Genomic DNA, 15,031 nt, shown 5'->3' with positions numbered 1-15,031 from the left:
CCGGTTGTAGATATCGTGCCACGGCTGGCGCCTTTACCACGACCTACCGCAACGGCTCCGTAAGGCCCGCCGTGGGGCATTTTTCGTTATCCGGGAGTGACGCTACAGCCGCCCCTGCGCCTGCAGCCATTCGCGCAGCAGGAACAGCGCGCTAACGTTACGCGCTTCGTTAAAGTCTTCTTCATCAAGCAGCGTCATCAGCTGCGACAGCGGCCAGCGAACCTGGGGCAGCGGCTCGGGCTCGTCGCCGGGCAGCGATTCCGGATAAAGATCTTCCGCCACCAGAATGTTCATCTTGCTGGAGAAGTAGGAGGGGGCCATGCTCAGCTTTTTCAAAAACGTCAGTTTTTGCGCGCCAAAGCCGACCTCTTCTTTTAGCTCGCGGTTGGCGGCCTCCAGTACGCTTTCACCCGGATCGATCAGGCCTTTTGAGAAGCCCAGCTCATAGGATTCCGTACCGACAGCGTATTCGCGAATCAAGATTATATGGTCATCGACAATCGGCACAATCATCACGGCTTCACGGGTAGAAGGCCGCATCCGTTCATACACTCGGCGCACGCCGTTGCTGAACTCGAGGTCCACGCTTTCAACATTAAAAAGGCGCGAGCGCGCGACTGTTTCAACGTTGAGAATAGTGGGTTTTTGTAATGATTTGCTCATTGTCATCGGTCTATGCTGTGATTACAGCGGCCATTGTGCGATACGCAGCACGGTTTCGGCAATCCTAATCGCTACTAATTTACATAGTTGCAACTTTCCCGTCCCGAGCCCGATTATCACAATGACTAAAAAGTCAATAGGTTGAATAGTATTTGAGAATATACTGATTCCTGGATTTTAACGTTTTTGATAAGGTTGTATGCTGCTGCTTTGCATAAGAGATGTTCCCGCTTTAACAGAGTGCCGATTGCGACGGCTGTTTTACCTCCATTGATGAATGGCAACCGACGATACCAGTAAGAAAAGAATAACTATGATGGGATGGGCATGGGCACCTTTCTGATATTTTTGATAGCTCTGCTAATCTGCGCATTGCTTATCGGGTGGTGGTATCGCACGCATGCAAGACGTCGTCGCCTGCCGCTGCTGCAGGCCTTTAGCGATGCCGCGACGCGCAAGCTTTCCGATGAAGAGCGCAGCGCCGTAGAAAAATACCTCGACCGTCTCAGCCGCAACCAGCAGCTGCCGGCATCAGGCGCCATCAGCGCGCCGGTAAACCTGACCCTGAACGAACAGAGCGGCACCGTTTATAGCGTCACCCGAGCCATCACTCGCTACGGCATCACCACCGACGAGCTCAACAAATGGCGCTACTTCCTTGATTCCGTTGAAATTCATCTTCCTCCCTTCTGGGAACAACACATCAATGATGAAAACAGCGTCGAATTAATCTCCACCGATAGCCTGCCGCTGGTGATTGCTCTCAACGGGCAAACCCTCAGCGACTACCCGCACGAGTCCCGAGGGTTGGCGCTTGAAAAATCCTCCGTGCCTCAGGCTTCCATCCGCGGAGAAGAGAGCGAACAAATTGAGCTGCTGAACATCCGCCCGGAAACCCCTGAAGAGCACGCGCTCAGCCGCCCTGACGGTCTGCGCGAAGCCATCCTGGTGGTCACCGCTTTCCTGCTGTTTTATTGCAGCCTAATGACTCCCAACGTTTTTTCCCCCTGGCTACTGGGCGGCGGGTTGCTTCTCCTGCTTGCGGGCATATGGGGTATTTACGCCCCCCCACGTAAAACATCGCTGCGGGAAATTCACTGCCTGCGCGGCATGCCTAAACGCTGGGGGCTGTTTGGTGAAAACGACCAGGAACATATCAATAATATTTCCCTCGGCATTATCGATCTTATCTACCCGCGCCACTGGCAGCCGTGGATCGCGCAGGACCTCGGCCAACAAACGGATATCGACATCTATCTTAGCCGCCACGTTGTCCGCCAGGGGCGCTTCCTGTCGCTGCATGATGAGGTCAAAAACTTCCCGCTTCAGTACTGGCTCCGCAGCGCGATTATCGCCCTGGGCGCGCTGCTGGTCGTCGTGATGCTGTGGGCCAGCGTACCGCTGAATATGCCCTTTAAATTCACCCTTTCATGGCTCAAGGGCGCACAAACTATCGAAGCCACGACGGTTGCCCAGCTGGAGAAGTCAAAGATTCGCATCGGCGACACGCTGCGCCTGAAAGGCACTGGAATGTGCAACATCCACTCGCCGGGCGCCTGGACGGCAAAAGAGAACTCGTCGTTTATGCCGTTCGATTGTTCACAAATCGTCTGGAATGATGCCCCTCCCCTGCCGCTGCCGGAGTCAGATATCGTCAGTAAGGCCACCGCCCTGATGCAGACCGTTCAGCGCCAGCTCCATCCCGAATCTGATGACGATTCGCGCGTCAGCCCGGCGCTGCGTTCCGCCATTCAGAAGTCAGGCATGGTGCTGCTGGATGACTTTGGCGATATCGTCACCAAAACTAACGACCTGTGCTCTGCGAAAGACGATTGCGTTCGTTTGAAGAATGCGCTGGTTAACCTCGGTAATACCCGCAACTGGGAAACCCTGACCAAACGCGCAAACGCGGGCAAGCTGGATGGGGTCAACGTCCTGTTACGCCCGGTAAGCGCGGAGTCGCTGGAGAATCTGGTCACCACCTCCACCGCCCCGTTCATCAGCCGTGAAACCTCGCGCGCGGCGCAGGCGCTGAATAGCCCGGCGCCCGGCGGTTTCCTGATTGCCAGCGATGAAGGCAGCGACCTGGTGAATCAGCCATGGCCAGGCACCGGGTTATACGACTTCCCTGCACACCAGCAGTGGAGCGAACTGCAGCGCCTGGCGGGCATGTTAATGCACACGCCGTTCCAGGCAGAAGGCATCGTCACCAATCTTTATACCGATGCCAACGGGACGCAGCACATCAACCTGCATCGTATTCCCGATCGCACCGGTCTGTGGCGCTATCTCGGCACCACGCTGCTGCTGCTGACCATGCTGGGCTGTACGGCGTATCACGGCCTCCAGGCTTTTCGTCGCTATCAGCGCCATCGCCAGCGTCAGGAAGAGATTCAGAAATACTACGAAAGCTGCCTGAATCCGGATCTCCTTTCCTCACCGGAACCGCAAGAATAATTCTCTGCGCGACCGGGTATGATACCCTGTCGCGCAATTTTCCCCCTCGCTGGAGACCCACCATGCATTTTGATATCGCCTGGCAGGAGGTTGATACCGTTCTGCTGGATATGGACGGCACGCTGCTCGACCTCGCCTTCGACAACTACTTCTGGCAAAAACTGGTGCCGGAAACCTGGGGCGCCGCGCGGGGTCTCAACCTGCAGGAAGCCAGGGACGCAATGCGCCAGGAGTACCACGCGGTGCAACATACGCTAAACTGGTACTGCCTGGACTACTGGAGCGAGCGCCTTGGTTTGGATATTTGTGCGATGACCAGCGAGCAGGGGCCAAGGGCCGCGCTGCGTGAAGATACCGTGCCGTTCCTCGAGGCGCTAAAAAACAGCGGCAAACGGCGGATTTTGCTGACCAACGCCCATCCGCATAATCTGGCGGTGAAGCTAAAGCACACCGGGCTGGATGCACACCTTGATTTATTGCTTTCCACCCACACATTTGGTTATCCGAAAGAAGATCAGCGGCTGTGGCACGCCGTGGCTGAAGAAACCGGCTTCGACGCGCGTAATACGCTCTTCGTCGACGATAACGAGGCGATTCTGGACGCGGCGGCGGAGTACGGCATCCGCTATTGCCTCGGTATCACCAACCCCGACTCCGGGCTGGCGGAAAAAAGCTACGCTCGCCATCCGGGGTTGAATGACTACCGGCATCTGATCCCCTCGCTGACCCTACAGGAGAGGCCATGAAAGAAAAACCCGTCGAAGCCGTCAGGCTGGACAAATGGCTGTGGGCAGCCCGCATTTATAAAACCCGTGCGCTGGCGCGCGAGATGATTGAAGGCGGCAAGGTGCACTATAACGGACAACGCAGTAAGCCGGGCAAAGTGGTCGAGCTGAACGCGACCCTGCTGCTTCGCCAGGGCAATGACGAACGAACCATCGTGGTAAAGGGCATTACCGAACAGCGCAGACCCGCCAGTGAAGCCGTCGCGCTTTATGAAGAGACGGCGGAGAGCATCGAGAAACGCGAGAAAATGGCGCTGGCGCGGAAGATGAACGCGTTAACCATGCCGCATCCCGACAGGCGACCGGATAAGAAAGAGCGCCGCGACCTGATGAGATTTAAACACGGCGATAGTGAATAACTGTGGCCCGCAAGAGAGATGATTATGACTCAACACGATCAATTACACCGCTATCTGTTTGAAAACTATGCCGTACGCGGTGAGCTGGTAACCGTTTCAGAAACTTTAGAACAGATTCTGACCAACCATAGCTACCCGCAGCCGGTGAAAACCGTGCTGGCGGAACTGCTGGTTGCCACCAGCCTGCTGACCGCCACGCTGAAGTTCGCCGGCGATATTACCGTTCAGCTGCAGGGCGATGGCCCGCTGTCGCTGGCGGTGATCAACGGCAACAACCAGCAGCAGATGCGCGGTGTAGCCCGCGTCCAGGGCGAGCTCCCGGAAGGGGCGGACCTGAAAACCATGGTCGGTAACGGATATCTGGTCATTACCATCTCTCCGGAAGAGGGCGAACGCTATCAGGGCGTGGTCGGTCTCGAGGGGGATACCCTTGCGGCCTGCCTCGAAGATTACTTCCAGCGCTCCGAACAGCTGCCGACCCGACTGATCATTCGTAGCGGTGAACACGACGGTAAACCGATGGCCGGCGGCATGCTGCTGCAGGTTCTGCCGGCGCAGGACGCACAGGCGGCGGATTTCGAACATCTGAGCACCCTGACTGAGACCATCAAAGCTGAAGAGCTGTTTACCCTGCCAGCGAACGATGTGCTCTGGCGCTTGTATCACGAAGAAGAAGTCACCGTTTACGAGCCGCAGAACGTCGAGTTTAAGTGCACCTGCTCTCGCGAGCGCTGCGCCGGCGCGCTGAAAACGCTGCCGGATGAGGAGATCGATAGCATCCTGGCCGATGAAGGTGAAATCGATATGCACTGCGACTACTGCGGTAATCACTACATCTTTAATGCGATGGATATTGCCGAAATTCGTAACAACGCCTCCCCGGCCGACCCGCAGCTCCACTAATCATCGCTTCGCCAGGCGCGGTTTCCCTTTTCGCGCCTGGCGTCAACGCTTTTTCTGCGCGTGGTGAATCGATTCCCCATGAAAGAGTTACGTAATTTTCTTTCAGGTAAGCGATTACATTCACATTTCAACAGTTTTTTTAATTACTTTTTAACCATTAAGAAACATCTACCCCCAACTATGCCCTAATTCCTGAGATAATCCCCTACGCCTCGTGACAGGAGTCACAACGTTTTTCGTAAGTCCGCCGTTTGTCGAGATACGTAAATCTATGAGCCTGGTCGCGGTCTATACCCCGTAATAAACCCTACAATTTAAAGCAGTACATATTGGCTAAGGAGCAGTGACATGCGCGTTAATAATGGTTTAACCCCGCAGGATCTCAAGGCTTATGGTATCAATGACGTCCAGGATATCGTTCATAACCCCAGCTACGATACTTTGTATGAAGAAGAGCTCGCCCCCAATCTGGAAGGCTATGAACGTGGCGTATTAACAAATCTTGGTGCAATCGCCGTAGATACCGGTATTTTTACCGGCCGTTCTCCAAAAGATAAGTATATCGTTCGTGATGACACCACCCGCGATACGGTGTGGTGGGCTGATAAAGGCAAAGGCAAGAACGACAACAAGCCGCTCTCTGAGGAAACGTGGCAGCACCTGAAGGGGCTGGTGACCCGCCAGCTCTCCGGCAAGCGTCTGTTTATCGTTGACGCCTTCTGCGGCGCCAACGCCGACACCCGCCTGAGCGTCCGCTTTATTACCGAAGTCGCCTGGCAGGCGCATTTCGTGAAGAACATGTTTATCCGACCAGGCGATGAAGAGCTGGCAAACTTCAAACCGGACTTCATCGTGATGAACGGCGCCAAGTGCACCAACCCGCAGTGGAAAGAACAGGGTCTGAACTCCGAGAACTTCGTCGCGTTCAACCTGACCGAGCGCATTCAGCTCATCGGCGGCACCTGGTACGGCGGCGAAATGAAAAAAGGGATGTTCTCGATCATGAACTACCTGCTGCCGCTGAAGGGCATCGCCTCCATGCACTGCTCCGCCAACGTAGGGGAAAAAGAGGATGTCGCCATCTTCTTCGGCCTTTCCGGTACCGGCAAGACCACCCTCTCTACCGATCCGAAACGCCGTCTGATTGGCGATGACGAACACGGCTGGGATGACGACGGGGTCTTCAACTTCGAAGGCGGCTGCTACGCCAAGACCATTAAGCTTTCCGAAGCCGCAGAGCCGGATATCTACCATGCGATTCGCCGCGATGCGCTGCTGGAGAACGTGGTGGTGCTGGCCGACGGCACCGTCGATTTTAACGACGGTTCGAAGACCGAAAACACCCGCGTCTCTTATCCGATCAACCATATCGAGAACATCGTTAAGCCGATCTCTAAGGCCGGTCATGCCACCAAGGTTATCTTCCTGACCGCCGACGCCTTTGGCGTCCTGCCGCCGGTTTCTCGCCTGACCGCCGACCAGACCCAGTACCATTTCTTGTCTGGCTTCACCGCCAAACTGGCGGGTACCGAGCGCGGCGTCACGGAGCCGACGCCAACCTTCTCCGCCTGCTTCGGCGCGGCGTTCCTGTCGCTGCACCCGACGCAGTACGCGGAAGTGCTGGTGAAGCGCATGCAGGCGTCCGGCGCGCAGGCCTATCTGGTCAACACCGGCTGGAACGGTACCGGTAAACGTATCTCTATCAAAGATACTCGCGCCATTATCGACGCAATTCTTGATGGTTCGCTGGACAACGCCGAAACCTTCACTCTGCCGATGTTTGAGCTGCAGATCCCGACCGAGCTTCCCGGCGTGGATACCCATATCCTTGACCCGCGCAACACCTACGGATCGCCGGAGCAGTGGCAGGAGAAAGCGGAACAGCTGGCGAAGCTGTTTATCGAGAACTTCGAGAAGTACACCGATACGCCGGCGGGCGCTGCGCTGGTGGCCGCGGGGCCGAAACGCTAATCGGGTCCGCAGAAATGAAAAAGCCGGGAATCGCTTCCCGGCTTTTTTATCGCGTTGACATCACGCTGGCTTCTTCTTACTCGCCGCCTTGCGCCGCTTATCCAGATCCTTAAGCAGCTTATTCACCTGCTCATCGGCAAACATCGCCTCGAGCGTGGTGGAGAGCTTGCGACGCCAGTTTGGATACTCCGTGCTGGTGCCCGGAATATTGACCGGCTCGGCCATCTCCAGCCAGTCTTCCGGCTGCAGGCCCAGCAGGGCGCTGTTGCTGTCGGCAATATAGCGCTGCATTCCACGATTGAGGGTCGACGTCATCGCCATCAGCGACGCTTTGTGCCCGGTACGCTTCGGCAGACAGCCGTAGCGGTGCAGAGCGTCCAGCAGCCCCTGCTTCGCCCGCTCGCGGTCCTGATACAGTCCGCGCAGTACCACCGCATCCGGATACAGGCCAAGCGATTTACCCAGCGTCAGGTCGCCGCTTTCCCAGTAGCCGCGCAGCGTTGGCAGGTCATGCGTCGTAGCCACAGCCATTGATTGCTCCGGATACGCCTTCGGCGCACGGAAAGTCTTCTCGTGGTCATTTTCGAAATAGAGCACTTTGTAAGAGTAAACGCCGCTTTTACGCAGCTTACCGACGATCTCTACCGGTACGGTTCCCAGATCCTCGCCGATCACCATACAGCGATGACGCTTACTCTCCAGCGCCAGAATCGACAACAGATCGTCGACCGGATACTGCACATAGGCGCCGTGATCGGCCGTTTCACCGTAAGGGATCCACCACAAACGCAGCACCGACATCACGTGATCGATGCGCAGCGCCCCGCAGTTTTGCATGTTGGCGCGCAGCAGTTCGACAAACGGCTCATAGGCGCGCGCCACGATGATATGCGGATCCATCGGCGGCAGGCCCCAGTTTTGTCCCAGCGGGCCCAGGATATCCGGCGGCGCGCCGACGGAAGCTTTCAGGCAGTACAGCTCGCGATCGCACCAGGTTTCCGCCCCGCCTTCCGCAACGCCCACCGCCAGGTCGCGATACAGGCCGATCGGCATGGCGTCGTTCTGGCTGGTATGCCAGCATTCGGCAAACTGAGTGAAAGCGAGCCACTGCAGCCACAGGTAAAAATTCACCTCATCGGCGTGTTCGGTGCAGAACGCTTTAACCTCCGGGCTATCGGTATCCTGATAAGCCTTCGGCCACGCGGGCCAGCCCCAGCGCAGCGGATCCTGCTTAACCTGCCAGGCGTGCAGCGCGTCAAACGCCGCCTGCCAGTACAGGCTTTCCCCCTCGCGCGCCACAAACTGACGGAACTCCGCCGTCGTCTCATCGTTACGTGCGGAAAAACCTTTCCAGGCCATGCGCAGCGCAGTGAGCTTAAGGGCGGTCACGGCGGTATAGTCAACATCATCGGTCTGACGCGCGGCCTGTAGGGCCTGCTGCGTAGCCGGTGATTGCCACCATTTCTGCGCTTCTTTGCTGTGTCGGAAATCCTCTACCGCATTGACGTCTATATAGATAACGTTGAGCCAGCGGCGCGAAGAGGGGCTGTACGGACTGGCGCTCTCCGGATTAGCCGGATAGAGCGCGTGAATCGGGTTAAGCCCGATAAACGCACCGCCGCGGCGGGCGATTTCCGGCAGCATCGCGCGTAAATCGCCGAAGTCGCCAATCCCCCAGTTCTTCTCCGAGCGCAGCGTATACAGCTGTACGCAGGTTCCCCACAGCTTCTTGCCATCCTTCAGCGCCTGCGGTTCGTAGCAGCGCGCGGGCGCGACGATGACCCGGCAGTGCCAGCGGTCGCCGTCCTGAGTCAGCGTCAGCGTGTGGTACCCTTCCGGCAATCTTGCCGGCAGCGGCAGCGTTTCACCGCCGCGCGCCTGGCCCTGATACTGTTTCCCTTCTTCGGTGGTGAGGATCCAGTGGAACTCCCCCTGGCCCGCCACCGGCAGAGACATCTTTTTGCCGTAGGTGAACACCTGCACCGCAGGCAGCGGGTTAACCGCCGCCTTCACGGCGCTCGCTGTACGATGCATCGCATCAAGCAGCCGCTGCTTGGTCACCGCAGCAATGGACTGCGGCTTTCCATGAGCGTTGATGTAGCTTGGGCTTATTCCCGCCGCCAGGGCAGCGTTATCAAGGCGTTTAGTCTCCATAGGCCTGTCCTTAGCGTTTTGCCTGCCAGATACGTTGCTGATAATCGCGAATCGAGCGGTCGGAGCTGAACATGCCGCAGCGCGCGGTGTTCAGGATCGCTGCGCGCGTCCAGGCCTCCTGGTCGCGATACAGCGCATCAACCTGCTTCTGCGCCGCCACGTAGGCTTCAAAATCCGCCAGCACCAGGTACGGATCGCCGCCTTTCAGCAGGCTATGCAGCATCTGGTCAAAGGCATGCTTATCGCCATCGCTATATTTGCCGCTCTCCAGCTCTTTCAGCACCGCGTCCAGCAGCTTGTCTTTCTTACGCCATTTCAGCGGATCGTAGCCTTTGGCCTTCAGCGCTTTCACTTCTTCCACGGTATGACCGAAGATAAAGATGTTTTCGTCACCCACCTGCTCAGCGATTTCCACGTTCGCCCCGTCCAGGGTTCCCACGGTCAGCGCGCCGTTCAGCGCCAGCTTCATATTGCCGGTACCGGAGGCCTCTTTACCCGCCGTAGAGATCTGCTCGGAGACATCCGCCGCCGGGATCAGCATTTCCGCCGCCGAGACGCAGTAGTCCGGCAGGAATACCACTTTCAGCTTATCGCCAACCAGCGGATCGTTATTGATCGCTGCGGCAACCTTGTTGATCGCCCAGATAATATTCTTCGCCAGGTAGTAGCCCGGCGCCGCTTTCGCACCGAACAGGAACACGCGCGGTACGCGGTCCGTCTGCGGGTTCTCGCGGATTTCTTTGTACTGCGCGAGGATGTTCAGCAGGTTGAGGTGCTGACGTTTGTACTCGTGCAGACGTTTAATCTGGATATCGAAAATCGCCTGCGGATTAATCTCGATACCGGTACGCCGCTTCACAAACTCCGCCAGACGAACCTTGTTGGCCAGCTTAATGTCGCGATACGTCTGACGGAACTTAGCGTCATCGGCATATTTTTCGAGGTTGATCAGCTGGTCGAGATCGTTGGCCCACTCTTTCTTCAGGGTTTTATCCAGCAGCGCGGCCAGAGCCGGGTTGCACTGTTTGATCCAGCGGCGCGGGGTAATACCGTTGGTGACGTTATGGAATTTATTCGGCCACAGCTGGTGATATTCCGGGAACAGATCTTTCACCACCAGGTCGGAGTGCAGCGCGGCAACGCCGTTAACCGCAAAGCCGCTCACCACGCACATGTTCGCCATGCGAACCTGTTTATCGTGCACCACCGCCAGTTTCGCCCATACCTGCTTATCGCCCGGCCAGGTTTTATCCACCAGCGTTTTAAAGCGGTCGTTAATCTGTTTGATGATCTGCATGTGGCGCGGCAGCAGCGCTTTCACCAGCTTCTCATCCCAGCACTCCAGCGCTTCCGGCATCAGGGTGTGGTTGGTATACGCGAAGGTTTTGCTGGTAATCGCCCAGGCGTCGTCCCAGCTCAGCTGATGCTCATCAATCAGCACGCGCAGCAGTTCCGGAATCGCAATCGTCGGGTGAGTATCGTTAAGCTGGATGACTTCATAATCCGCTAGCTCCGCCAGCTTGCGGCCCGCCAGATGATGGCGACGCAGAATATCGGCAACCGAGCAGGCGCACTGGAAGTACTGCTGCATCAGACGCAGTTTTTTACCCGCCTGATGGTTATCGTTCGGGTAGAGAACTTTCGTCAGTTTTTCGGCGTCAATGCCCTGCTGTTCGGCACGCAGGAAATCGCCGTCGTTGAATTTGGTCAGGTTAAACGGATGCGCGTGCTTAGCCTGCCACAGGCGCAGCGGCTGAGCCACGTTGTTGCGGTAGCCCAGCACCGGCAGATCCCAGGCTTCGCCGGTAATCACGAATGCCGGTACCCACTCACCGCTTTTGGTCACTTTACCGCCGAGGCCAACCTGCACGTCCAGCGCTTCGTTGTGGCGGAACCACGGGTAGCTATTACGCCCCCAGTCATCCGGCGCTTCCATCTGCTGGCCGTCAGCGAAAGACTGGCGGAACAGACCGTACTGGTAGTTCAGGCCGTAGCCGGTCGCCGACTGGCCAACGGTAGCCATTGAATCAAGGAAACAAGCCGCCAGACGGCCAAGACCGCCGTTGCCCAGACCCGGGTCGATTTCCTCTTCCAGCAGGTCGGTCAAATTAATGTCGTGCGCCTGAAGCTCATCGCTGACCTGCTGATACCAGCCAAGGTTAAGCAGGTTGTTGCCGGTCAGGCGACCGATCAAAAACTCCATGGAGATATAGTTTACGTGGCGCTGCCCTTCGGCCGCTTTCGCTACCGGCTGAGCCGACAACAGCTCGGACAGCGCACCGCTAACGGCGCGCCACCACTGACGCTGGGTCATCTCGGAAGCGGACTGTAAACCAAAATGCTGCCACTGACGCGTCAGTGCAGCCTGAAACTGAGCTTTGTTAAAAGAAGTCTGTGACATAAGTAATCCGGGTCCTTTACTAAAACGTTAGCGTTAGTGTGCCGACCTCCCGGAGTCACGTCCTCATCCCGCCAGGGATTAGCCGGGGAGGAGTAGCAGGGATGAGCGAAAAGTGTGATCGTGGCCACTATTACGTTAGCCTACCGGCCAAAATTATGCTGCAAAATTCGCCATACCGGAACAACAAACCGGCCCGCCTGGCGCTCAAAATTTTGTTACAAGCCAGGACGATAAAAGCAAGCGAAACGCCGTTGTGTAAATATCGACAAATAAAAGTAAATATCAGGGGAATAAACGTACTTTAATGTAGAAATAGCTCAAAAGGATGACTTATAAGATTTCGCTGATAATATTTTATTAAAAACAAACAGCTACTAATTTTGTAATAAAACATTAGCTTATTGTGTCTGTAACCTGCGCAATCCCAACAACCGCGCACGCTGACGCGGATTTCTTTGAATTTATCTCTATGTCCAAATTTGTGACATAGAGCAAATTCAAGAGCATAAAACTCGGACATAACTTGCAATAAAATTCATTATGGCCGACCTTATTGGATATTAATTACGAAGCGCAAAAAAATTCGCAACTCCTCCCTTGCACAGCGAAATGAAGAACTATGTTGATTCCGTCTAAATTAAGTCGCCCGGTCCGCCTTGAACACACTGTGGTTCGTGAGCGATTGCTGGCGAAACTTTCCGGCGCGAACAATTATCGTCTCGCGTTGGTGACCAGCCCGGCTGGCTACGGTAAGACCACGCTCGTGTCTCAATGGGCGGCGGGGAAAAACGATCTCGGCTGGTTCTCCCTGGATGAAGGCGATAACCAACAGGAGCGTTTTGCCAGCTATCTTATCGCCGCCGTTCAACAGGCAACCGGCGGCCACTGCGCGGCCAGCGAAGCGATGGTGCAAAAACGCCAGTACGCCAGCCTGCCTTCCCTCTTCGCACAACTGTTTATTGAACTGGCCGACTGGCAGCGCCCGCTGTTCCTGGTGATTGATGATTACCATCTGATCAGCAATCCGGTGATTCATGACGCAATGCGTTTCTTCCTCCGCCATCAGCCAGAAAATATGACGCTGGTGGTGCTGTCGCGTAATCTGCCGCAGCTGGGTATCGCCAACCTGCGCGTGCGCGATCAGCTGCTGGAAATCGGCAGCCAGCAGCTGGCTTTTACCCATCAGGAAGCCAAGCAGTTTTTCGACTGTCGTCTCAGTTCGCCCATTGAGGCCGACGACAGCAAAAGGCTGTGCGACGATGTTGCCGGCTGGGCCACCGCGCTACAGCTGATTGCCCTCTCGGCGCGCCAGAACAATACTTCCGCCCACCACTCCGCTCGTCGTCATGCCGGCATTAACGCCAGCCATCTTTCTGACTACCTGGTCGATGAGGTGCTGGACAACGTGGACCCGCGGACGCGTAATTTCCTGCTGAAAAGTTCGCTACTGCGTTCAATGAACGATGCGCTCATCGTCCGCGTTACCGGCGAAGAGAATGGCCAGATGCAGCTGGAAGAAATTGAACGTCAGGGCTTATTCCTGCAGCGGATGGACGATTCCGGCGAATGGTTCCGCTACCATCCGCTGTTCGGCAACTTCCTGCGCCAGCGCTGCCAGTGGGAGCTGGCGGTTGAGCTACCGGAAATTCACCGTGCGGCGGCAGAAAGCTGGATGGCGCAAGGCTTCCCGAGCGAAGCCATTCATCACGCCCTGGCCGCGGGTGACGCCAAAATGCTGCGCGATATTCTGCTCAACCACGCGTGGGGCATGTTTAACCACAGCGAACTGAGTTTGCTGGAGCAGTCCCTCGCCGCGCTGCCGTGGTCAAACCTGCTGGAAAACCCGCGTTTAATTCTTTTGCAGGCCTGGCTGATGCAGAGCCAGCACCGCTATAGCGAAGTGAATACCCTGCTGGCGCGCGCCGAGCAGGAGATGGATACGGAAATGGACACCGCCATGCACGGGGATTTCAACGCCCTGCGCGCCCAGGTGGCGATCAACGCGGGCGATCAGGACGAAGCCGAGCGCCTGGCGATGGTGGCCCTTGATGAACTGCCGCTGGCCAGCTACTACAGCCGTATCGTTGCCACATCCGTACACGGTGAAGTTCTGCACTGCAAAGGCCAGCTGAGCAAATCGCTGGCGGTCATGCAGCAGACGGAACAGATGGCCCGCCGTCATGACGTCTGGCACTACGCGTTATGGAGCATGATCCAGCAAAGCGAAATCCTCTTTGCGCAGGGGTTCCTGCAGGCCGCCTGGGAAATTCAGGAAAAAGCGTTCCAGCTGATTCGCGAACAGCACCTTGAGCAGCTGCCGATGCACGAGTTCCTGCTGCGGATTCGCTCCCAGCTGCTGTGGGCCTGGGCGCGGCTGGATGAAGCGGAGACCTCCGCGCGCAGCGGCATGAACGTGCTTTCCTCCTATCAGCCGCAGCAGCAGCTGCAGTGCCTGACGCTGATGGTACAGTGCTCGCTGGCGCGGGGCGACCTGGATAACGCCCGCAGCCATTTGAATCGCCTGGAAAACCTGCTTGGCAACGGCCATTACCATAGCGACTGGGTATCCAATGCCGACAAAGTCCGGGTGATCTACTGGCAGATGATCGGCGATAAAGCCGCCGCGGCAAACTGGCTGCGCCAGACGCCAAAACCGGAATTCGCTAACAACCATTTCCTGCAGAGCCAGTGGCGCAATATCGCCCGCGCGCAGATCCTGCTCGGCGATTTTGATTCCGCCGAAATGGTGCTGGAAGAGCTAAACGATAACGCCCGCTCGCTGCGTTTGATGAGCGACCTGAACCGCAACCTGCTGCTGCTCAACCAGCTCTACTGGCAGGCCGGGCGTAAGAGCGAAGCGCAAAAAGCGCTGCTGGAAGCGCTCACCCTCGCTAACCGCACCGGGTTTATTAATCATTTTGTCATTGAAGGCGAAGCGATGGCGCAGCAGCTGCGCCAGCTGATTCAGCTCAATACGCTGCCGGAGCTGGAGCAGCACCGCGCCCAGCGTATTCTGCGCGATATCAACCAGCATCATCGGCATAAGTTCGCCCACTTTGACGAGAGCTTCGTCGAACGGCTGCTGAACCACCCGGAAGTGCCGGAGCTTATCCGCACCAGCCCGCTGACCCAGCGCGAATGGCAGGTCCTGGGACTTATCTATTCCGGCTACAGCAACGAGCAGATTGCCGGTGAGCTGGACGTGGCCGCCACTACGATTAAAACGCATATCCGTAACTTGTATCAGAAGCTGGGCGTGGCGCACCGCCAGGATGCCGTTCAGCATGCCCAGCAGCTGTTGAAAATGATGGGATACGGGGTTTAAGCCGCTATCGGCT

General features: G+C 56.8%; 9 protein-coding genes. 6 read left to right on the top strand and 3 right to left on the bottom strand.

The features are described from left to right. Positions 1–102: 102 nt before the first annotated feature. On the bottom strand, positions 103–663 hold the full coding sequence (gene nudE, locus FQK12_RS20590; protein ID WP_004854946.1) for an ADP compounds hydrolase NudE: 561 nt from the start codon (positions 661–663) through the stop codon (positions 103–105). A 327-nt stretch (positions 664–990) separates the two neighbouring features. Between nudE and FQK12_RS20585 the strand changes: the two genes are divergently transcribed. The 5 genes from FQK12_RS20585 (at position 991) to pckA (ending at position 7,138) form a co-directional block, all read left to right on the top strand. Next, positions 991–3,120 carry an intracellular growth attenuator family protein gene (locus tag FQK12_RS20585; RefSeq protein ID WP_038422959.1) on the top strand — a complete coding sequence of 710 codons (2,130 nt, stop codon included), beginning with the start codon at positions 991–993 and terminating at the stop codon, positions 3,118–3,120. A gap of 62 nt (positions 3,121–3,182) precedes the next feature. Continuing rightward, on the top strand, positions 3,183–3,866 hold the full coding sequence (gene yrfG / locus FQK12_RS20580; protein WP_004854954.1) for a GMP/IMP nucleotidase: 684 nt from the start codon (positions 3,183–3,185) through the stop codon (positions 3,864–3,866). Further along, a complete protein-coding gene (hslR, locus tag FQK12_RS20575) occupies positions 3,863–4,264 on the top strand; it encodes a ribosome-associated heat shock protein Hsp15 (protein ID WP_014227064.1) in 402 nt (133 codons plus the stop codon). Before yrfG ends, hslR begins: the two co-directional genes overlap by 4 nt. An 18-nt stretch (positions 4,265–4,282) precedes the next feature. Then, a complete protein-coding gene (hslO, locus tag FQK12_RS20570) occupies positions 4,283–5,167 on the top strand; it encodes an Hsp33 family molecular chaperone HslO (protein WP_162097157.1) in 885 nt (294 codons plus the stop codon). 348 nt (positions 5,168–5,515) lie between these two features. Next, the gene (gene pckA, locus FQK12_RS20565) at positions 5,516–7,138 is read left to right on the top strand and encodes a phosphoenolpyruvate carboxykinase (ATP) (protein ID WP_014227066.1); all 1,623 of its coding nucleotides are present in this window, start codon (positions 5,516–5,518) and stop codon (positions 7,136–7,138) included. Between the two features lie 60 nt (positions 7,139–7,198). Here the strand turns inward: pckA and malQ are convergent, their stop codons facing one another. Together malQ and malP are read right to left on the bottom strand one after the other, a co-directional pair. Next, on the bottom strand, positions 7,199–9,292 hold the full coding sequence (gene malQ / locus FQK12_RS20560; RefSeq protein WP_014227067.1) for a 4-alpha-glucanotransferase: 2,094 nt from the start codon (positions 9,290–9,292) through the stop codon (positions 7,199–7,201). Positions 9,293–9,302: 10 nt separating this feature from the next. Beyond that, positions 9,303–11,693 (bottom strand): maltodextrin phosphorylase, encoded by a 2,391-nt coding sequence (gene malP / locus FQK12_RS20555; RefSeq protein ID WP_009654839.1) that lies wholly within the window; start codon positions 11,691–11,693, stop codon positions 9,303–9,305. 619 nt (positions 11,694–12,312) lie between these two features. Here malP and malT point away from each other — a divergent pair. Beyond that, a complete protein-coding gene (gene malT, locus FQK12_RS20545; RefSeq protein WP_146295766.1) occupies positions 12,313–15,018 on the top strand; it encodes an HTH-type transcriptional regulator MalT in 2,706 nt (901 codons plus the stop codon). The last annotated feature ends 13 nt before the right edge of the window (positions 15,019–15,031 follow it).

This window comes from Klebsiella sp. ME-303, assembly GCF_007910085.1.
Lineage (GTDB): Bacteria > Pseudomonadota > Gammaproteobacteria > Enterobacterales > Enterobacteriaceae > Klebsiella > Klebsiella michiganensis.
Note: the sequence above shows the minus strand (reverse complement) of the source record. Positions and strands in the feature narration are given on the sequence as shown.

Bases quoted from the DNA above. Each gene is read 5' to 3' on its own strand.
- nudE (WP_004854946.1), bottom strand. From the start codon at position 663: ATGAGCAAATCATTACAAAAACCCACTATTCTCAACGTTGAAACAGTC.
- FQK12_RS20585 (WP_038422959.1), top strand. From the start codon at position 991: ATGGGCACCTTTCTGATATTTTTGATAGCTCTGCTAATCTGCGCATTG.
- yrfG (WP_004854954.1), top strand. From the start codon at position 3,183: ATGCATTTTGATATCGCCTGGCAGGAGGTTGATACCGTTCTGCTGGAT.
- hslR (WP_014227064.1), top strand. From the start codon at position 3,863: ATGAAAGAAAAACCCGTCGAAGCCGTCAGGCTGGACAAATGGCTGTGG.
- hslO (WP_162097157.1), top strand. From the start codon at position 4,283: ATGATTATGACTCAACACGATCAATTACACCGCTATCTGTTTGAAAAC.
- pckA (WP_014227066.1), top strand. From the start codon at position 5,516: ATGCGCGTTAATAATGGTTTAACCCCGCAGGATCTCAAGGCTTATGGT.
- malQ (WP_014227067.1), bottom strand. From the start codon at position 9,292: ATGGAGACTAAACGCCTTGATAACGCTGCCCTGGCGGCGGGAATAAGC.
- malP (WP_009654839.1), bottom strand. From the start codon at position 11,693: ATGTCACAGACTTCTTTTAACAAAGCTCAGTTTCAGGCTGCACTGACG.
- malT (WP_146295766.1), top strand. From the start codon at position 12,313: ATGTTGATTCCGTCTAAATTAAGTCGCCCGGTCCGCCTTGAACACACT.